The organism is bacterium SCSIO 12741 (assembly GCA_024398055.1).
Lineage (GTDB): Bacteria > Bacteroidota > Bacteroidia > Flavobacteriales_G > Salibacteraceae > SCSIO-12741.
The window spans coordinates 4,383,297-4,404,845 of record CP073749.1; the positions used below are offsets into that span (position 1 = coordinate 4,383,297).

11 protein-coding genes are annotated in these 21,549 nt (G+C 44.8%); 5 read left to right on the forward strand and 6 right to left on the reverse strand.

Annotated elements, in window-relative coordinates:
* Positions 1–14: 14 nt before the first annotated feature.
* Positions 15–428, forward strand: a complete 414-nt coding sequence (locus KFE98_18680; protein ID UTW62012.1) for a hypothetical protein — start codon at positions 15–17, stop codon at positions 426–428.
* A gap of 4 nt (positions 429–432) precedes the next feature.
* On the opposite strand, the gene KFE98_18685 is transcribed toward KFE98_18680, so the two are convergent.
* Complete coding sequence (locus KFE98_18685) at positions 433–2,121, reverse strand: hypothetical protein (protein UTW62013.1); 1,689 nt, start codon at positions 2,119–2,121, stop codon at positions 433–435.
* The gene (locus tag KFE98_18690) at positions 2,118–3,329 is read right to left on the reverse strand and encodes an ABC transporter ATP-binding protein (GenBank protein UTW62014.1); all 1,212 of its coding nucleotides are present in this window, start codon (positions 3,327–3,329) and stop codon (positions 2,118–2,120) included. Before KFE98_18690 ends, KFE98_18685 begins: the two co-directional genes overlap by 4 nt.
* A gap of 178 nt (positions 3,330–3,507) precedes the next feature.
* On the opposite strand from KFE98_18690, the gene KFE98_18695 reads away from it, so the two are divergent.
* Positions 3,508–4,509 (forward strand): site-specific DNA-methyltransferase, encoded by a 1,002-nt coding sequence (locus tag KFE98_18695; GenBank protein UTW62015.1) that lies wholly within the window; start codon positions 3,508–3,510, stop codon positions 4,507–4,509.
* Between the two features lie 9 nt (positions 4,510–4,518).
* Here the strand turns inward: KFE98_18695 and KFE98_18700 are convergent, their stop codons facing one another.
* The gene (locus KFE98_18700) at positions 4,519–5,295 is read right to left on the reverse strand and encodes a hypothetical protein (protein UTW62016.1); all 777 of its coding nucleotides are present in this window, start codon (positions 5,293–5,295) and stop codon (positions 4,519–4,521) included.
* A 143-nt stretch (positions 5,296–5,438) separates the two neighbouring features.
* Here KFE98_18700 and KFE98_18705 point away from each other — a divergent pair, with 143 nt between their 5' ends.
* Positions 5,439–8,942: a TraB/GumN family protein gene (locus KFE98_18705; GenBank protein UTW62017.1), complete on the forward strand. Its 3,504-nt coding sequence runs from the start codon at positions 5,439–5,441 to the stop codon at positions 8,940–8,942.
* Positions 8,943–8,968: 26 nt separating this feature from the next.
* Positions 8,969–9,475, forward strand: coding sequence for an OmpA family protein (locus tag KFE98_18710; protein ID UTW62018.1), 507 nt, complete (start codon positions 8,969–8,971; stop codon positions 9,473–9,475).
* A gap of 37 nt (positions 9,476–9,512) precedes the next feature.
* Here KFE98_18710 and KFE98_18715 read toward each other — a convergent pair whose 3' ends face one another.
* Positions 9,513–11,288: a DNA mismatch repair protein MutS gene (locus KFE98_18715; protein ID UTW62019.1), complete on the reverse strand. Its 1,776-nt coding sequence runs from the start codon at positions 11,286–11,288 to the stop codon at positions 9,513–9,515.
* Between the two features lie 213 nt (positions 11,289–11,501).
* Here KFE98_18715 and KFE98_18720 point away from each other — a divergent pair, with 213 nt between their 5' ends.
* Positions 11,502–13,769 (forward strand): inorganic phosphate transporter, encoded by a 2,268-nt coding sequence (locus tag KFE98_18720; protein ID UTW62020.1) that lies wholly within the window; start codon positions 11,502–11,504, stop codon positions 13,767–13,769.
* On the opposite strand, the gene KFE98_18725 is transcribed toward KFE98_18720, so the two are convergent.
* Positions 13,758–16,211 carry a ligase-associated DNA damage response DEXH box helicase gene (locus KFE98_18725; GenBank protein UTW62021.1) on the reverse strand — a complete coding sequence of 818 codons (2,454 nt, stop codon included), beginning with the start codon at positions 16,209–16,211 and terminating at the stop codon, positions 13,758–13,760. The genes KFE98_18720 and KFE98_18725 overlap by 12 nt on opposite strands.
* Before the next feature lie 123 nt (positions 16,212–16,334).
* Entirely contained in the window at positions 16,335–21,470 is a 5,136-nt protein-coding gene (locus tag KFE98_18730; GenBank protein UTW62022.1) for a zinc-dependent metalloprotease, read from the reverse strand.
* Between the last annotated feature and the right edge of the window lie 79 nt (positions 21,471–21,549).

Sequence of the window (21,549 nt, forward strand, 5' to 3'; positions counted from 1 at the left end):
AAAAATCGAATCCTATGGAAGGAGTTATTGCAGTTTCGTTACCCATTATTATCTCATTGGCCTCATTTGTTATGATCGTATTTCTCAGAAGATATGAGAACGCTGAAAAAATGAAAATGATCGAAATGGGATTTAACCCCAAAGACATGGTTGAACCTCCCAAGAAAAAAGGCCTCATGCTCAAGTTTGCCCTCATTGCTGGTGGTGTTGGTGTAGGGTTGTTAGTCGGCAACTTCCTCGATCAGTATACAGGCATAAATGATGACGTGGCCTACTTTTCCATGTGTCTCATCTTTGGTGGTATAGGTTTGTACATCGCAGACCAAGTGATGCAAAAGCGTCTCAAAGAGGCCGAAGAGGCCGAAAAGAATGCGCAGAATGAAGAATCCAAGTCGACTTCTACTCCACTCACGCACCACAAAGATTAGTGTTTTAGCTCCGTTTTGGGTAGGCCAGCATTCGGTTGGCCCGCCCCTTAACCAAGGGCACTAAAACCAAATAGAAAAACAAAATGCCTCCCACAATACACATCACCAAGTAACCGACAATTTGAGCCCTGAGTTCATCATCCAGCTTATCCAGCCTTTTCCTTTCCGCCTCAAAATCCTCGTAACTAATTTCATCGGATTGATACTTTAAGCGTAAAGCATCGATTTGAACATCGTACTGATCTCTATCAAAATAGTCGAACTGACGATCCAAAATATGAAAGCCCACAGCCGGAATAAAAGGCATGGCGGCGATGAGTAAAATCCAAAGCGTGGATGCAATGTGGGAATGAACGCGGCTCACTCCCAAAAGGAATGCGACACCAAGAAGCAACCAAAAGAGTCCGAAGAACTCCATGGCAAGTAGGTTTTCTTCGTTGTAGTATTCCACGAAGGCTAAGCTTAACCCCATAAAAATGGAAATCACAATTCCGGTAGCCACAGCGGCGAGAAAGTTTTGCCAGCGAAAGGAAGTAAACAGAAACAATAGTCCGGTGATGCAAAAGACAACCACGGTCATCATCCACCAATATCCGGATTTGAAGAAATAATGGTACTTCATTTTGGCATCGACAATACGACTGATATTCGTCCCAAAAGAGGGAGCTGAACTGTTGGAAAAGTTGGTCGATTCTGCCGGGAACATCCAAGTGGCTTTGGGATTGGATTTACTGATGTATTTCCCATGAAAATAGGCGTAATAATCCGCGTAAACCTGAGGGTCCCAGCGGTAGGATCTACCGTACTTCTGAGCTACTTCGATTCGGGCCAAAAGTTTGCGTTGAGCATAAGAAACGGGCTCACCCAAGGCCTTGACATAACTGTCCAATAATCCCTGGCTATCTAACAACTTGGGAAACCTTTCTTCAGAATAATGATAAGGATAGAATGAATTGAAATACTTCGAATGATCCCTTTCCAAACTCTGCCAGAGATTTCGATAATGTAAAATACTATCCCTAAACATCATCGTATCCATTCGTCCATCAATAACCACTCTAAACTCATCCTCACGCTCCTGGGCCTCCGCAATCAGTAATTCCAATGAACTTGGAAATTCCGGATAATTAATCGCACGGTAATTCGTGTCATTATCAATGTCGATTTTACGCTGAGCCCGCCTCACAAAATCTTCTTTACTAAAGAAATATTCGTAATCATTCAATTCGTCCATTTCAAAGGGCTGCCCCATCTCGAGCGTATTCAAATCGTTTTGAAAATCTTCATCACTTATCAAGTGAGAAACCCGATAGCTCATAATCATGGTAGGCGTAAAAGACAGACTGATTATCAAGAAGATACTTATAAACCAGAGCAGAAATTGAATCTGAGCATGGTAAAACTTCCACCGCCCAAAATTCTTGTCTGAATTGAAACGCAACATCCGATACACCCAGAAGCAGAAATAGGTAGCCTGCAAGATGAAAAGAAGAGCAAACAGGAGTTCCAGATCGGGAATACGATCGAAATGCAAGGGCCACACCCAAGCGATTGCTGCCAACAGGAGGTTGACCAAAAGCAATATCCAGATGTGGTAATGAATTTTAACCTGCCATAGCCAAGGCGCATTGATCAAAAGTTTGTGGTCGATTTGCTGCAGAAAACCGGGGAGAATTTTTTTCAGGATTTTCATAGGGTGTCGGAAAATAATTTGCGGGTGGAACGGCTGATATTTCGGAAATACTCTACTTCAATGGACTGCTCAACAAGATGCAGTAAAAGTTTTTGCGTGGTCCATTCAATCGGAGTTTCAAGGGTAAATGAGGTTCCGTTGTCCAGCACTTTTACCCCTGAAGCAGATTGCATAGCGTTTTGAAGATCGATGAAACTAAAGGGGCCTGAAAGCTGGTAGGTATTGTGCTCCCGATCGTCTCCAAACGAACCGGATTGCCCAGAATACAAGGCTTTTCCATTTTTCAAAAACACAATTTGATCGGCTACACTTTCAATCTGGTGCAACTGTTGCGAGCTCAAAATAATACCCAAGGGATATCGCGTGGAACTGGCCAGGTGTGATAAATCCTGAAGAAACTGCTGCTGTGCCACTAAATCGAGGTTTGCAATGGGTTCGTCCAACACCAAAAACTGAGGTCTCCATACAATCATACGAGCCAGTTCAAACCGAAGTTTATACCCCGATGAAAGCTGCGACCAGGTTAAGTGCTGAAACCGCGTTAGTCCCAATCGGTGTACTACGAAGCGCACCCGTTCTTCATTCTCTTCACCAGTTACTCCATGTATGGCGGCAGCAAAGTGTAGGTTTTGAAGCAAGGTTCCATTCCAACGTTTAAGCCGTTGCGGAATGAAGGCAATGCGTTGTTTTCGTTCATAATCAGGCAAGTTGTTGAGCCCTATGCCCTGGTAGTCTATATCTCCAGTGTCTGGAGCGGTCTCACGGGCCAAAATTCGTAACAGGGTGGTTTTTCCATTTCCATTCTCCCCTACTACACCACATATTTCCCCGGATTTCAAACTCAGGTTAATGGGGCCCAAGTCGAAATTGTGACCGCCATTTCGGTAATGCTTTTGTAAATCCCGGATCTCAACTACGGTTTTGGCGGGTGAAGTTGTTTCTGAAGGATCATCGAGCTTCATTTTTTCAACCGCTGCCGTAAAGGCGCTTAGTCCTTGAATCACCTGGTTTTTCTGTTCCCCGCTTAGTTCGCCTTCTCCCAGGCCCCTAAGCTGATTATAATGGGCTCTTACTTCGGTTACTTCATCACGAAATGAAGCTAACTCATCCATGTCCACCGTAAGATCCATGGCCCTTCGGGTGGCTAAACTCAGGTTTTCACTGGAGACAAATCGCAGGTATTCTTCCCGCTGCTGGTTTTTCGACATACCTATAAAAAATAGAGGATTAAAAACTCCCTTGCTGGTTGTTTAGCTTTCTAAACTATAAAATGCCAGAGAAATTGCGAGCTCTTGGCTGTGATCTTAACATTTATTTCCGGATTCTATCTACTTTCGAATCGTGCTCAAAACAACGCATAAAGTCATCCACCGATCTGCGCAAAAAATGGAGGAAATCGCAGATGAATCCATCCCCCTGATCGTTACTTCCCCACCTTACCCCATGATAGGAATGTGGGACGAGTTGTTTGTGACACAAAACCCTGCCATAAGCACTGCCCTCGAAAAGAACATGGGCATGGAAGCATTTGAAGGAATGCACCAGGAACTGGATTCCGTTTGGCGGGAAGCCTACCGGGTTTTGCAACCAGGAGGAATTGCAGCAATCAATATTGGAGATGCAACTCGTACTCTTGGAAAAACCTTTCGATTGTATTCCAACCACAGCCGAATCATACAGGCCATGGAAGATCTGAGCATGAGCATACTTCCTTCTATCCTGTGGCGCAAACCAACCAACTCTCCCAATAAGTTTATGGGTTCGGGCATGCTCTCTCCGGGAGCGTATGTCACCCTCGAGCATGAATTCATTCTACTGTTTCGCAAGGGAGGTAAACGCAACTTTACCTTAGAAGAAGACAAACAACGGCGCCGTGAAAGTGCCTATTTCTGGGAAGAACGAAACCAGTGGTTTAGCGATCTCTGGGAATTTACAGGTACCCGCCAATCGACTCGAAAATCGGCAGGTCGGGAACGCAGTGCGGCCTATCCACTCGAACTCCCCTGGCGACTCATTCAGATGTTTTCAGTTATTGGCGATGTGGTTTTAGACCCGTTTTTGGGAACCGGAACCACTACCCGGGCAGCCCTCCTTTCAGGCAGAAGTAGCATAGGCTATGAATTGGATCCTGGACTCACCGAAGAGCTTTTCACCGGCGACCTAAACAGCTGGAAAGGAGAACAAAACGACTGGATTAAAAACCGCCTGCAAAACCACGAAAAATTTGTGGCTCATCGTAAAGAGACCAAAGGCCCGAATGCTTTTAAACACCACCATGAAGCCTGGGATATACCTGTTATGACCTCACAAGAAAAAGAGATCAACTGGCCGGCTCTCAAATCGGTGGAATGTATGGCCCAAGAAATCCATTGCCAATTTTCCTGGTAACTTCCGTACTCAATTCTGAAGAGCTAATCTCATTCTATCCAACACCTCGGTATTGAGCAAGGAACCATCGGTTGTGGAGATTATATCAAACACCTCACATCCAAACAAACGCTTGTAAGCCTCATTTTTCCGTCGATTCGCTTCCCGGGCTTTTATTAAATAAGGCTGATTTCCCTGCTGGTAGCTACGTGGCTTTATTTGAATAGCCGCCACCCTCTCTCCGTTTTTAAACATTTCGTAGTCTACCGCATAGCGATGATCAAACTGACCATCGGTGTTTTTCCAGGTGCAATCCGGAAAGTAGTCAGCCAAACGCTGAAGCGTGTTTTTTTCGCGCAATACAATTCCATTCCAGGTTTGGCCAATAGTTCGGAACCAAACGCAATGAAAACACTCCATCAAACTCAAGTCACTTCCCTGGCTGAGCATAAATTGATAAAGAACAGCAGCCCGCTCCATCAATTGTTCCTGCGTACGACCATAAGAGGTGTTAACTCCACGTAAGGAAGGGTCAATTTTGTATACCTCTTTGGGATGGGTTAAAATGAGGCGAAAATTATTTAGCTGCTGCCGTTCTTGCTCAGCTAATTCCAGTAATCGGTTATTCCGCAACTCGCCACTTTGGTAATAAAACGCCTCCCAATCTTCTTTGCTGCGAAAGTCGCGGTATACGATCAGTGAGGAAACGTAGCCTACGCTCCAGGGGTCATTGAGGCGTAATCGGTTCCAAGGTCCATTCGTTGATTCAAACCTGGATTTTTCAAGAGGATTCTTAAAGGCATCCATGAGATCATTAGTTTAAGGTATGAATAGCCTAAATTAACTTTTATCCGGAAACGATAGACATGGCCGTTTCATTAGGCTCTGGCTCATTTATTCTTTAATATTGCTCCAGTTAACCCTTTTCGCAATCCATCAAATTAGGCCCTATGAGAACCCTGATTGCAACCATCCTAAGCGCACTACTATTTACTTCCATTAGCCTGCATGGGCAACAAAAGCACAGCTTGCTTTGGCGAGTAAGTGGAAATGGTTTGGACAAGCCCTCCTACCTTTTTGGAACCATTCACATTCAGGATGAGGAAGTCTTCCAGTTTGCCGATTCAGTGCTTCTATGCCTGGAGGCTTCAGACGCCTTTGCCATGGAACTTCATCCTGACACCGTATTGCAAGGCCTGTTTACCAAGACTTTAGCCGGACGATTTGGTAATGAAGAAGACAGCGAAGACAGTCGATTGAAAGAGGTTTTATCGGAAGATGAATACCAACGATTTGCAAAAAAATTCAAGGAAGTTACCGGTTTGGATCTGGCGGATATGAACCAAAACAATCCCCTACTCCTGGCCACCATGATGGAGAAAAAGAAGCGGAGTAAATCGGACAAAGAAACCTTTATGGATGGCTACCTCTATGGAATAGCCCGTACCTACCAAAAGCCTGTATTTGGCCTGGAAGAATTGGAAGATCAGCTCGGTATGCTTAGAAATATGAGTGATGATCAGCTTCGCGACCAGCTTATGGTTACGGTAGATTCTTCGGAAAACTACCAGGAAATGTTGCGCGATTCCGTAGTTCAACTCTACCGGAACGGGGACGTTGATGGCATTGAAAAATTGAGTCAAAAAGAACTGGGCAAGAACGGATCCATGCTCAAACGAAATGAGGTAATGGTCAATACTATTGATTCACTGGTTAAAAAACAAAGCCTTTTCGCCGCCATGGGTGCCGCTCATCTTCCAGGAAAAGAAGGTGTGGTGGAATTATTGAGAGCCAAGGGGTATAAAGTGGAAACAGTTGTATCGGCCTACACCGGAATTGCCGAACAGTACAAAGTGGATCCTTCCAAAATTGAATGGGCTAAAAACCGAAACGAAGAATTTGGTTTTCAATTGGAGACCCCAGGAAAGCTCTTTTTGATTGAATCCGTCAAGGAAATTCCTACGTTCATCTATCCCGACATCAGTACCGGACAGTTTTACATGATGATTGCCATGGATTTCCGCGGCAAGGTTAATTCGGATCAATTTGATGAACAACAATTCGTTGACTTATTGATTCAAAACTTTGGAAACAGCCAAGGTGAATTAATCCGCAAAAAAAGAGTCAAGATGAATGGATTCGATGCGGCTGAAGCAGTGATCAAAACCAAAGAGGATCAATTTGTTAAATGCCGTTTCCTGATTCGCAACAATGTGGTTTACGTACTCACTGTTGGCCCTGAAAAAAGACATTTGGAAGGCCCATCTGTTGATCGCTTTTTTGATTCCTTCCAAAGTTTCAAATCGCCAGCCTACCTCTCCTCTGATTGGGAGATGTACTCGGAGAAAAAGGCGGCCTTTTCCGTACAATGGCCAAAGGAGCCTGAGACCAAAGTAACGGTGACTCCTAATCCCATCGATTCAGAGTCGGATGACTATGTGGTCTACATCCAATATGCGGTGGATATTGCCAACGGATGCAACTACCTACTCCGCTATAACGACAACCCTTCCGGATACTATATCCCGGACCCAGATGTGATGCTGGAAGAGCTAATCAAGGAATTGCAAGCCAATGCCAAATTGATGGGAACTCCCGATACCATTCAAATTGATGGTTACCCGGGACGATCCTTTAACATGATGCTGGCCGATAAGTACTATACCCGAGTCCGAGCCTATGTTCGCGGAAACCGTACCTATGTACTATTGGCCCAAAACCTGTTGGAAGGAGCACGGGATTTTACCCGCGATGATTTCTTCGATTCCTTCACCCTTGAACCTTATGCTACTCCTACTTTCAAAAAACGTCACAAGCCCGAAGGCGAACCCTTTGAGGTGCAACTGTTCTCCAGCCCATACATTCAGGAAGAAGAAGGTGACTCTTACCTGATGACGATGACGGATATCTTTTGTACCAATCCCATGTCAGGTGGAATGTATCAATTTGAGTATGGTGAATTGCACGATTATTTCCGCATCAACAACCTGGATACTTTCTACCACCAATTTGCGAGAGACTACGGTTCTTACTCTGATACCATCGTTCAATTGACACCCGTAAAAATGGGTGACGCTGACGGAATTGATGTGGTTTTGGGCAACCGTTTTACCGAAAAACAATCCCGGTTTCGTTACTGGATCGATAACAAAAAGTACTTCTTTATTTACTCTGAAGTGTCGAATGATGAGCTTCTGAGTGAGGGTAACGATCTGTTCTTTGAGGAGTCTTATGTGAAAACGGACACCTTTGAAACTTTCGACATATATGCCTCCAAGCTGGAAGATATTTATGCCGGGCTGCGTACTTCAGATACCATTATCTACAACTATTCCATGGATGCGCTCGGCTTTTATGAGTATTCAGAAGATGAGCTACCGGTAGTTTATCAAATGCTTAGTCGGGAGTACGAAGATGATACTCTGGATTATGGTGCCCGATGCATTATTCTTGGCGGAATTAGGCCGATTGCCAATGAAGCGACTGTGGAGTTTGTATCGAAATTGTACCGCAAGGAATCGACCACCAATGAAATCCGCCAAAACATCCTGTTGCTTCTCGACGACATGGAAGACAGCTTGGGTTTTGAAGCGAGTTATCATTTGCTCATGAATGAGCCTTATCTTGATGAAATGAGCTGGTGGATAGGCCAACCGCTAAGAGATAGTCTCCCCTACTGCCAAGAAAAGTGGGATGAGATTTTGGCTTTGACGGATAAATCGGCTTACCGCAAATTTGCGCTCGACCTTGCCGAAACTCTTTCCCGTAAAGACAGTTCAAGCCATGCCTTGATTAGAGAAAAACAAGACCTGCTTTTTGCCCATATCAACGATGATCTGGACATCTATGAAGAACTGGCCAAAGGCGAAGACTATTATTACATGAGTGAGATGAACAACTACTTGGCCATTCAGAGAAACATTACTGGACTAAAGAGTGCCGATCCAGTGACTCAACGTGTGATTGAAATCGTAGGACTGGATTCCTGGATGAGTACACTTGCCGCTCAAACCCGAATCAAAAACGGACTGGAGGTATCTCCTAAACTGCTCAAAAAGAAGTTTAAAAATGAATACTCCCGTTTCGAAATGATGTCAGAATGCTTTCGAGCTGGAAGTTCCGATTTGATTCCTAAAAAATACGACACTCAAGAAGAGTTTGCCCGAATGAGTCTCGTCAATTTCATAGGTCTGGACGACGTATTCCCTGACAACACGGACCTTTTGGATACCATGATGGTCAACGACTCGGTGTATTATGTTTTCTCCTACAACTTTGATAAGACCAAATACTACGAAGGCGAATTCATAGGAATTGCCGGCCCATTTGCTCCTGGAGTTAAGGACTATGGTTATGAAGATTATCCAGCTTATACGGATTGGAATTTCAAGGAAGAAGATTGGCGAGGTCATGCCTTGAGATTAATTGGCGAAATGGAGGAATACGGGTATTAATAATTTTGAATGCTGAATTTTGAATTTTGAAATTCGAAACTTACACCTCTACTCTCGTTTCTTCCACCTTAGTTCTTTTCCTGGGATTGCTATATTCCTGTTCGGCGCAGGAAACAGGGGGTTATCCAAAGCACTACAAAACCGTAGAGAGCCAATCCTTTGCGGCTGGGGACACTTTGGTAATTGAATACCTTTTTGAACTGGATGGATTGAAAATTGGTCCTTCCGAATGGGCGAGCTCCCTCTACTCCTTTCTATCCAAGCACCCTGAATTCGACTATGTGATTGTTTGCCACACGGATGCTCGAGGCAGCGAAGAGGCCAATGCCGAATTATCAACCAAAAGGGCCGAAAGGATCAAAAATGAAATGGTGGAACTCGGTTTTCCTGCCGATAGACTGCGCGCTTTGGGTAAAGGCGAGTCAGATCCTGTGATTAAGGAGGAAACAATCGCCCAGCTCAAAACCAAAGAAGAAAAAGAAAAGGCCCATCAATTAAACCGAAGAACGGAATTGATCCTGATCAAACCTTAATCAAAGGCTTCAACGTTCATCCGATGGCTATCGCATGCTAAACAATCTCCATCTTCTTCAATAGAAATGAGGCATTCATATTCCGGCAGATTCCGGATTTGATCAGGTAGTCGAAATGAAGTTCGTCGTTTTCTATTCGGGCTTCAAAGAAGTAATTCTTGACCGCCTCTATCCGATCGGCAATTTCGCACAAACTTAAATCATGGGTGGCTATAATTCCCGTTGATCCCGTGGACACCAGCTTTTCCACGAACTTTTTGGAACCATTCTTTTTATCTTCACTATTGGTTCCCTTCAAGATTTCGTCCAATACAATAAAGTACTCATCCTGATTCATTCGATCCACGATGTACTTCAAGCGTTTTAGTTCAGAAAAGAAATAGGATTCGTCCTTTTGAAGTGAATCGGTCGTACGCATGCTCGTAATGAGCTTAATAGGCCGATACAAATACTTTTGAGCGCACACTGGGAGTCCACTATTGGCCATTACCATAGATAATGAAACCGTTCTCAGGAAGGTACTCTTACCCGCCATGTTGGCACCGGTGATGATAAAGAAATTGCGATGATCAATTTTTAAATCATTGTCTACCCTCACGCTGGAGTGAATTAGCGGATGGCCCATTCCTTCAGCATCCAATCGAATCAGCTCATCGCTGCTCAAAGTTGGGAACGTGAAATCAGGGTGATTGTAGGCATAGTTGGCGAGAGAATGCCAGGCATCGAAAGTGGCTACGGTATCGAACCAATGCTCAACGAGTGAACCATACTGGGCAATCCATTTTTCTATTCGTCGGGCCTGAATCAGGTCCCAGAGGAAGAAACCGTTACCCACAAAGGCAAACAGAAGGTTGTTCCGTTGATCAAGTTGATCCAATGCTCTTGAAAACTTGTAAAGAATTTCAGAAGGCTTCTCCTCTCCCTGATTAATCCGTTGGCTTTGTTCCTGAAGCAACTTCGATTGAAAACTACTCCCCTCAATCATTTCCATTAGCTGTGAATACTGAGAGAAAGTAGATTTAATTCGAGTAGTCGCATTTTGCAACTTGGAAACTGACTTGAAGTAACGACCCACAATCCCGATTCCGATTAAGGTCCAGTAAAAAACCATCATGCCTGAAATAACGGATAAGGCCGCCAGAGCTACAACCACTGCTGACAGGATTCCAAAACCCCAGGTAAGCCAAACCGTGGACGAACCTAAAAAGGGTTTATAGTCTTTCAGAAAGCTCAAGATGCTTTCATTGGATACCTCGTTTTTGACCAAGGAAGCATGTGCCGAATAGTTTTGTCTCCATTCAACCTCATTTTTCAGTTCCTGGATAACCTGCTGCTTTTCTTCAATGGAAGCGATATCGTTAGATAGCAACCAGCTCGCCAATTTCTGCTCGCCATCTGGCAAGGCACTGCGATTGAGGTATTGAAAAAAGGATCCCTGACCGAAAAGATCAATATCGTGGCTAAAAGCATGGTCTCCCGATTGGTAGGCCAAGCCATCCCTAAACTCGGAAACGTCACCCGCCAAAGCCTTAACCTCAGCTTCATTGATAGCCTGTTTCTTTTGGAAAAACCGTTTACGAGTACTTAATTCTGCCGTAATGCGCACCAGGTAGATAAAAAGCGCCATTCCTCCAACGCCAATAGCCAGTGCTATTCTCCATTCGTCCCAAACCCAATAGATTCCTCCAACAACGAGCAAAAAGACCAAGAGGCGCAATCCACTGATCTTCCAAATACGAGCGGTTAATTGAGTGATTTCTGTTTTACACTCTTCGCTTCTTTTTTCATAAAACTGCTGAAGGGACGTGGCCATGTATTCGGTTTTTCTTTGGGATTGCAATATTATCGATTATCCATTGTCCGGGCAATCAGTTTTAGGTTAGAGAATGTGAACGACGGATTATTACCCCATTCTATCACTGCCACTCTCCCCTCGCATTTCTTAATAATAACTTGACACAGACCTGCCTCACATTGAAATAGCTTTGGACCACCAAACAAATTGGGTACTGGCCCTTGCAGGTGGATGGAAACCCTATTATTTACCTTAGTTATTTTAATGTTGGCGTTAGCCGCCTTCGATTTGGTTGTTGGTGTTTCCAACGATGCCGTCAATTTCTTAACCTCCGCTATTGGCTCCCGAGCCTCCACTTTCAAAACCATTATGATTGTAGCTTCCATCGGAATTCTGGTAGGCGCAGCCTCCTCCGGCGGAATGATTGAAATAGCCAAACGGGGAATCTTCAATCCCGGATTCTTTACTTTCCAGAATGTGCTGTTCGTCTATGTAGTGGTCATGCTCACAGACATTCTTCTCTTAGACCTCTTCAACTCCCTCAAGCTACCCACATCCACCACTATCTCCATTGTTTTTGAATTGTTGGGTGCTTCTCTGGCCATCTCCTTTTTAGAGGTATATAACCAGGATATGGCCCTGTCACAGTGGTTGTCCTTCATCAACACGGGCAAGGCCGTGGAAATGATCATAGCCATTTTCATTTCAGTTATCCTCTCATTCGTGATCGGTTGGTTGATGCAGTTCATCATTCGGGCGCTGGTCTCTTTTAAGTACAAGAAGTACATGAAATGGGGCGGATCTCTTTTTGGAGGATTATCCGTGCTCATCGTGCTCAACTTCATCATTCGAGTTGGCCTAAAGCATTCTCCGTTGAAGGATTCTGGCGCAGTTCTCTGGATGACCGATCACCTGCTAATCTTGTTTGTCGTAGTCTTTACCATCGCTTTCGTTAGTTTCTTCATTCTATCTGGCGGCAAAAAGAAGGTAGATATCTTTCAGATCATTACCCTTTTAGGGACATTCGCTCTGGCCATGGCTTTTGCGAGCAACGATTTGGTCAATTTCATTGGCGTACCAGTGGCCGGGTTCGAAGCCTTTCAATTCTGGAAACAATCCGGCCAGCCTGCCGATGAATATACCTTGGAGGTGTTCAACGGGCCAGCAGGATCTACCACCTCAAATCCCTTGTTTTTGTACATCGCCGGAATCATCATGATCATTACGCTCTGGACCTCCAAAAAAGCGAGAAATGTGATTCAAACAACGGTCAAGTTAAGCCAGCAATCAGATAGCATTGAGCGGTTTCAGGGCAATGATTTAGCTCGTAGCGTGGTTCGATTTACCAGTTTTATTGCCTATTTCGTTAGTGCCTTACTGCCTCGAACCTGGCGAGCCTTGATCAACAATCGTTTTGAGTTGCAGCCAGCAAAAGCATCCCCTACTCGCCCAGCCGTGGCCTTCGACTTGGTTAGAGCCTCAGTCAACCTCATGGTGGCAGCGAGTTTAATCTCCGTGGGTACGAGTTTAAAATTGCCCTTATCGACCACCTACGTCTCTTTTATGGTGCTGATGGGAACCTCGCTTGCCGATAAAGCCTGGAACCGGGATAGCGCCGTTTATCGAGTATCTGGAGTGTTAACTGTGATTGGAGGTTGGTTTATTACCGCCTTGTCAGCTTTGAGCATTTCGGCCCTGTTTGCCATTATCTGTTATCAATTTGACTTTGTAGGCGTAGGTGCCGTTGTCGTAGTTGTATTGGCTGGACTCTTTCTGGTTAACCGATTTACGGATAATGAAGTGCGCCAAGCCGTGCAGGTGGATCTCACCGCCCAATGGATCGAAGAATCTCCTCAGGAAGTAGGCTTGCGTTTGAAACAGGTCTCGGCTAAAACGGATCGTGCCTTTCAACTATTTGTTGATCAACTCATTCTGGCTGTAGTCAACAACAACGGTCGATTACTCAATACACTTCAAAAAGACCTACAGGCGAAAATCGAGATTAACCACACGTATCGCTCAACCATTGCTCAGCTTATAAAGGATTCAGATAGGGCTCGGATTGATAGTGGAAAGTTGCTCATTGACTTCTACATTCTGGAATCGGAAATATGGGACGAGCTGTACATCTCACTGAAAATTGCCCGAGATCATGTATTGAATCTACACGGTCCGTTATCCGAGGAACAGAAGAATTACCTGAAAAAGTTTTCAGAACTGCTCGGCCAGTACATCAATTCCATTCAACCTTCTGCGGAAAACGAAAACACTTCTGAGATTGCCCGGGAGTATTTGAAACGAATTCAGGATCATGTAGAAGAAGCCAAATACCATCAGATTCAGGGTCTTTCAGAAAGAAAGTATTCGTTTAAAAACAGCCAGCTTTTTCTCTCCACCCTCATTCGTCATTTAGATGCCGGGGATTTGATCTACCGGATGCATCTCTTGCATTTGGGCGGACAGTACCAGGAAAATGAGGAAGGCCTGTTAACGGAATGATACCTGCATCTTCTTAATTCGATCCGCCAGGGTTTCGGAAGTAATCTTTTCACGTAAGCGATCCACCATGATTGGAAAAGCAAAGGGACTCGGATTATCGGGATAGGTCAGCACGATTTCCTGTTGAGCAATTCGGTCCAGAACCTGCCTCAATCGAGCTTCCTCAAGTTGAAACTCCATGGCTTCTTCATAGGCCTGTAGCAGCAATAGGTTATCTCCTTCATACTCATTAAAAACATCAAAAAAGAGCGACGAAGAAGCTTGAACATGCCTTGTTTTCTTTTGTTTACCGGGGTAACCCTGGAAGATTAACCCAGCGATAGAAGCAATATCCCGAAAGCGTCGGCGAGCCATTTCCGTAGCATTGAGACTTCGTTGGATATCTTCCCGCAAATAGTCGGAGCTCAGTAAGTCGCTATCAATTGCCGTTTCGATAGGAATATCCTGATCAGAAAGCAACTCGAAGCCATAGTCATTCATGGCCATGGAAAAAGAAATGGGTTGCAGTAAGGAGATCCGATACGCCAACAAGGCCGCCATTCCTTCATGAACATTGCGTCCGTCAAACGGGAAAACAAAAACGTGACAGCCTTCTTCAGTATAGGTTTTCTCGATGAGCAATTGATTCTCATTGGGTACAATACTTCGTTCTTGCTGAATGGCCACCAAAGGTTGTAAAGTGGTTAATTCCAGAGAATCCTGCTCTCCATTCGCAATTCGATTGAGCTGATCCCTTAAGGTTGCCGACATCTGGGAAGACAAAGGCATTCTGCCCCCTTGCCAGGAAGGTACTTTTCCCGTTTTCTGTTTGCTATCAATCACTTCAACAGTGAGATCACGGATCTTAACCAACTCCAGATTTCGGCCGGCAAACCAAAAAACATCACCCGGATTCAAACGAGCGATAAACCACTCCTCTACATTGCCGATGCGCTTGCCCCGTTTGTATTTGATGGTCATCATGACGTCGCTCACAATGGTACCTATGGAAAGTCGATGCCGCTGGGCCACCTTTCTGCTAACTACTTTAAAAAGCCCCTCCTGCACGACTACTTTGTGAAAATCGGGATATTGACTCAGGCTTTGGCCTCCGGAAGTAATGAAATCCAAAACCCAATTCCACTCCCGCTCACTAACGGTGGAATAACAGTGTGTACCCTTAATTTCGGCGTACAGTTCTTCCTGATAAAATCCATCCGAAACAGCCAGGGTTACCAGGTATTGCACCAACACATCGAAGGAACGCACATAGGGCGTTCGGTCCTCTATCATCTCCTGCTCCATGGCGTAGCGCAATGCGGCAGACTCCACAATTTCCAAAGAATGCGTAGGCACAAACCAAATCTTACTCGTTGCTCCAGGCTGATGACCACTTCGACCTGCCCGCTGCATAAACCGCGACACGCCCTTAGGACTCCCAATCTGAACAATGTTTTCGACCGGTCGAAAGTCTACACCCAAATCCAGGCTCGAAGTACACACCACAGCCTTAAGTTGACCATCATACAAAGCATCTTCCACCCAAAACCGAATTTCTTTGGATATGGATCCATGATGCATGGCCATTACTCCAGCCAGTTCGGGCTCCTCAGCCAACAACCGCTGATACCAGATCTCGGCCATGGATCGGGTATTGGTAAAAATGAGGGTTGATTTACTTTTTCGAATAATGGGAATCACTTTCTTCAACAAGCGAATGCCAATGTGACCCGACCAGGGAAATTCTTCAATCTCATCGGGCATGAGGGTTTCCACTACAATCTTCTTCTTGATTCTTGATTGAATGATGTGGTGTTTTTCAGGATCAAAGGCTTTGCCCAGCAATACTTCCAACGATTGGTCCAGGTTTCCAATGGTAGCCGAAATACCCCAGGTTTTTAAGGCCGGATTGAGTCCACGCAATCGACTGAGTAATAACTCAACCAGCACTCCCCTCTTGGTTCCAAGCAGATCGTGCCATTCGTCCACTACAACGGCCTTCAGATTTTTAAAATGCCGTGCATAGCCCTTTTGAGCCAACAGGATGTGAATGGACTCTGGAGTAGTAATGAGAAATTCGGGCATCTGCTTTTTCTGATCCGCCTTTTCCTTTTGGGACGTATCTCCTGAACGAATCGCAACCCGCCAATCCAAATCCAACTCCTGAACAGCTCGACTTACCGCTCCTTCAATTTCCTTGGTTAAGGCTCTAATTGGGGTAATCCAAATAGCCTGTAGCCCTGGACGTTTCTCCCATTTCTTACCTTGAGCCTCCGGGTGATTGTGAATAAATTCCTCCAAAATGGGTAAGGCCAAGGAGTAAGTTTTACCACTACCAGTTGGCGCATTTACCAATCCCTGGTTTCCCTTTAAATAGGCTTCACGGGCCCGTTCCTGAAAAGGAAAAGGCTTCCAGCCTCTATGGGCAAACCAATCGTGATAAATGGATTTTTTGGAGGACACGATTCAAAGTAAAGGGAAATTGTGAGGCAGATTTCAAAGCCACCAGGAAACGTATCAAAAGTTGAAAACAAAAAAGGGGCATCTGAATCAGACGCCCCTTCTTAATGATAAGCTCTATGGTGACTACTTCTTCAATATCAATCTTTCTTGAAGAAGGGCTTTATCAGAAATCACGGTAAGTTGATAAACTCCGCTATTCAGATGTGTCAAATCCACGGTTAAAGTTGGGTCCTCCCACTCTTTGGGTGACCAGCTATGAACCAGTTTTCCTTGCATATCGTAAATACCGGCTTGTTTAACCCCCTTCAAATCGCCTGTCCATTCCAACTGATAAACTCCAGATGAAGGGTTAGGATAAATTCGAATGGATACCGACTCTTCTACTTTTTCTTCTTGCACGATGGTCAATTGCTGGTTCTCCGTTTTCTGATAGGCACCAGAACTTCCCTGATCCAACAATCGAGCAATGAAGAAATCATCCCCTGACAAGGTGCTGCTCATAGTGGATGAGCCAAAAGTGATACCTCCTTTAAACTCACCGGCCAAAAAGGTATAATCTGCAGCTGTGGAGATACATACTGGTTTAGCAAAATCTCCAGGATTAACCACATAACCCACAGCCGTTGTATTGGCCCAAAGTGTCGTTCCGTTCAAATCATACTTTGCCATAAAATAGTTAGTACTATTCGGATTGAGATTCGAGCTAACGAGCTGGATGTTTGGGAAAACCAGTTGAAGCCCATAACTACCCGCTACAAATATTTCTCCATCAGGAGCAATGGATACAGAGTTGGCTATAGGTCGAGCATTTGCTCCAGAGTTATTGGTCGTAGCAGTTCTTGCCCAGGTCTCTGTTACAATATTCGAAAACTTAGTAATGAACATGTCACCCGCTTGGAAAATTCCAGCAAATTGAAAGCCAGTACCATCATGTGCACCAACTACATAATAAGACATGCCATTTTCAGAACAAACCACATCCTGGGGCTCAAAATTGAACCGTCTTGCCCCTACACAGGTTCCTGAAGAGTTAAATGAGGTAACCATTCCTTGATTCGGAGCTGTGGTTGTTAACGAAAACCCATTGAGTTGCAAGGTTCCCGCACCATAGACCTGGCCAACCATTTTAACATCACCAAAGCGGTTAACATCAATGGCTTTTCCTTCACTTGGAACAGATAACTGATTTTGAGGATCTTCTACGTACCACAAGGATGATCCCGCAGTGGTATATCCTGCCACAAAATAGTGAGGGCTCTTTTTGTGTTTTTGATAACCGGTGATAAAGACCTTATTGTTTATAGGATCTACAGCGATATCGTTTCCTCGTGAATTCATTGCCCAAGGCGTTACAGCATGAGCCCATTGACATACGCCCGAAGAAGAATACTTGGCGATAAAGGCATTTTCGTCTGCAGGCGTTGTTAAATTGACTCCATTACCAAGGTCCATGGCATCACGGAAGAATCCGGTTACATAGACATCACCTTGATCATCGATGTCGATTCCATAACCACCCGTGTAGTTACCGTTGTTGTTAAACTGCACCCAATCCAAATCGCAATCATCGTATTTGGCCACAAAGAAGGTGGTTCCTCCAATGATATTGGTGTGCGAAGTACCCATAAATTCGAAGGTTTCGTAAAAATATCCCGTGATGTAATGCTTACCATTTTCATCGCTGACCATATCGGTAATCACTTCCCGTTCTACAGAACCTGATTGTTTGGGCCAAATTCCACCGCCACAGGCAAGATCCACAGGAACCACAATTTCACACTTGTTGCGCTCAATGATATGTGCATAAACCACTCCGCCTGGAGTTCCAGGGAAATTGGACGGGTTGGTAATCACCTGTGACAATTGAGGATCGAGATACCAGGTAATGATGTACCCGGCATTGGTTAATTGCAATTCAGCGGCCGTAAGGTTGAAGGTTCCAGAGGCTGTAGGCTGAATAACGATAGGATTGATCGTTGGAGCAGTAAAAATTGAGAGGGTAACGGTGGTCTGAATCGTACATCCATCAGGTGTTGTTAAAATCAGAGTAACCACCGTTCCATCTGATGCTTGGTAGGAAATACCTCCATTGATAGACGTGGAAAGCGAGGCATCTGTGTACCATTGGTATTGAAATCCAGATCCAAACATGTTGGACATAGACCAATCGAGATCAAATAGGGCCAGGCCATCATTATCGTTGTCACAGGCTTCAATCACGTGATCATTAAAACAGAAATCACTACATGGAGCATTCTGAATTTGTTGATCGGGTAAAACAGCTGAATTGCCTGGTACAAGATTATCTACCTGCGATATAGGCTCAATGGACTTAATCGGAGAAAACTGATTGTTTGGTCGCATAGTTTCTATCACTCCACATCCTGACAATAAGTTCTCATCCAACTTGATCACCTGAAAACTGGTACCACCAAGTGCCGACGTACCATGAACCACATGCATGTATCCACCATTGGGGCTTCGACAAATATTCTTCGGAGAACAATAGAAATGCTTAGGGCCAGAATTCTGATCCGGATGCAATGGATAATCCGGGCCGGCGTTTGGTGCGTCGAGCAAACTTACCTGGTATTTGCGAGTTACGAAATTGTTCAATAACCCTGTTCCAACCGCACCAAACACGGGCCAGCCCGTTTTTCCAACCATCATCGTTGATGGATTTCCCGATATATGACCGGTCATGACCAGATTTTGATGATTGGTGGAATGAATCAACTTAAGTCCTAAATATTCTACGCCATGTTTCAACAAATTGGACTCCAGGTAGCTTTCAATGTTTCCCGTTGCCGGGTCAATCTTGGCCACCAAAATACCATGGGTAACCTTGGTAAAGGATTTCTGGTAAATGCGGTTATCCACTGGATCATACAATACATCCGTGGCATAATCATAATCTGGAGAAGAAGGTCCCCATGCATTCATGCTTCCCACGGTCACTCGGTTGTTGGTTTGATGATCCTCTACAATAAATCCAGAAATACCTTGATTCATATTCCCGGTTCGTTTGCTCTTGGATCCCCCCAAAAAGTAGGCTGCTTCAAAGGTTCCGGGGTTACTGGAGGTGGTATACCCGGTAATCTCGACAACCGAATTGGCAAAATCATAATCCGTACCGTCACCCGATTGGGTAAAGTCAAATTCTTCGATCCACTCCACATCCAGGTTGTTGTCCAATTTTACCAGCAGTTGCTTTTTGGGATCTGTCGGACTGTAATCGTACAAAATGCCTCCGGCAATAGCAAATCCACCGTCGGTGGTATTGATAATTTCTACCCCAACGGAGTTTTGCATATCCAACCCGGTATTGAGGTAATCATTGGAAGTAATTGGAATAGTAACCGCACCTGGGCCACTCAATTGGCATCCATTTCCATTGTCCAAAATCTGCATAGCCAACACCTCGTAAAAACCTGATCCTGTGCTTGCATATCCCGTAATGATGTAGTTGTCTGTTGCTCCATTCTTCTTAATGATATCGAAAGCCCGAGCATGCTGAGAACCATTGGGTGCTTCAAACTCCCAATTCCAAACAATCTCACCCATTAGGTTGATTTTGAAAATGACAATGCTCTTTTCATTTTGATTCAAATGACGGGTTCCTGAAACGAGATATCCTTCATTGGCCCAATCCACTACAATGGCCAGGTCTGTGATATCATCGCCATAATCATACCCCTTGATGAAGCGCAAAGGTGACGCCGAGCAATCTTCCACCACTACCGTGATAGGGTGCGTGTAGTTTACCGACCCGGTGGTACCGTTGTCATCATAATTGAGCGTAAGGCTAACCGTATAATCTCCGGCCAGGTAGGTTCCACCTGTGGATAGGGTTACCAATACCGGATTGTTTCCTACTGTAGATAAGGTTTGAGCGTTTCCACCACCATCAGTTAAGGTAAAGGTCCAACTTACAATTTGAGCACCTGAAGGCAAGTGATCAATGCCCATTCCGGTAAAGGTGATATCATCACCCTCACATAGAATTTCTGTACTCAGTTCAAATTCTGCGGTGAACAACTGTGGTGTGTAATTGGGAATACAGCTCGTGGTTTCTATTCCCGTGTTGATTCGGTTCAGGGTAGAATGGTATTCTGGACGTGCAATATCGATGAAGTTTTGCATCCGTGTAATTTGTCCGGGAATAAACGAATTGGTACCATTCACTGAAACCTTACAGCCGTCCTCACAGTATTCCATGTGGTTGTTGAAATACAAGTTTGCAGATGCGTCACAAGATATTGGAGATGGACCTCCATAAGCCCCACAAGTGTATCCTACATAAGCGCCATTGGGGGGCGCGATTCCATCCAAATAACTCTCAATTTGAGGGGGTGTTCCAGCAACTTGATCACCTGTTAATCCGGCCCAGTTAGAATTGCAGAGTTGATCTTTTTCAAATACGTGCCCCAATAAAAGCCAGTGCCCTACTTCATGAACAGCGGTTTTTCCCATATTTCCGCCTGAGATCAAGGTTCCAGATGGCGTAGTAGCTGTTTCATCCCCTACCGTGTTATGCTTGAGAACCACATCGTTGAACGGGTAACCAACACCGTAAGAAGCTTCGCCATAAGGCGAGCCACCGGACATGCTTACCACATTATCCACGATGTACATATCCAGGTAATGGTACTCATTCGGTTGATTAAAGGGAACTAACGCTTCCAAACTTGTCACTTGGGGAACACTGGTACTTTGAAAAGAAGACAATACGTCATCCACATGGTAGGTTACCCCCACCGAAGTAATCGTATTTCCTCCTCCGGTAAAGGTTTGCCAACTTCCAGGAACACCCGGAACACCTTCAAAGGAAGGAGGTGCCGTTTGGGCCAGGCAAAATTGAATATTGGCGGATTGGAACTCCGTATTCAAGCGGTTAAGTTGATCTTGAATTCGGTCCCAGTTGCCGGCCGGATCGTGGTACTTGGTGTGCATTTGATACTCGGCTGATCCTCCTCCTGACAAAATATTGCTCGAATGAGTAACTACGTGAAATACGACGGGTATCCGATAAATGCCATTAACCGCCCCGCGACTTCCGTTTTCCTCGAGTTGATGAATGTGAGAATTCCACTCCTCAATTTGAGCTTTATAGTCTGGATCATGCTGCATCCTCCATTGATGAGCAACACCCGTCCCGCAAGGTTCTTCGTGATGCTGGGCTCGTAGTTCATTCCAGCCTAAACTGAAAAAAATCAGAAGCCAAGCAGTAAGTTTTGAAATATTGATTCTGCTGAACATAAGTTAGATTTGATTTTAAGATTCACCCAAAGTTCAGCATGGGCAAAGCAGAAAATATCGAAGGATTATTGAAGCCCAA

Coding starts and splice junctions, on each gene's coding strand:
- KFE98_18680 (UTW62012.1), top strand. CDS start 15: ATGGAAGGAGTTATTGCAGTTTCGTTACCCATTATTATCTCATTGGCC.
- KFE98_18685 (UTW62013.1), bottom strand. CDS start 2,121: ATGAAAATCCTGAAAAAAATTCTCCCCGGTTTTCTGCAGCAAATCGAC.
- KFE98_18690 (UTW62014.1), bottom strand. CDS start 3,329: ATGTCGAAAAACCAGCAGCGGGAAGAATACCTGCGATTTGTCTCCAGT.
- KFE98_18695 (UTW62015.1), top strand. CDS start 3,508: ATGGAGGAAATCGCAGATGAATCCATCCCCCTGATCGTTACTTCCCCA.
- KFE98_18700 (UTW62016.1), bottom strand. CDS start 5,295: ATGGATGCCTTTAAGAATCCTCTTGAAAAATCCAGGTTTGAATCAACG.
- KFE98_18705 (UTW62017.1), top strand. CDS start 5,439: ATGAGAACCCTGATTGCAACCATCCTAAGCGCACTACTATTTACTTCC.
- KFE98_18715 (UTW62019.1), bottom strand. CDS start 11,288: ATGGCCACGTCCCTTCAGCAGTTTTATGAAAAAAGAAGCGAAGAGTGT.
- KFE98_18720 (UTW62020.1), top strand. CDS start 11,502: ATGGAAACCCTATTATTTACCTTAGTTATTTTAATGTTGGCGTTAGCC.
- KFE98_18730 (UTW62022.1), bottom strand. CDS start 21,470: ATGTTCAGCAGAATCAATATTTCAAAACTTACTGCTTGGCTTCTGATT.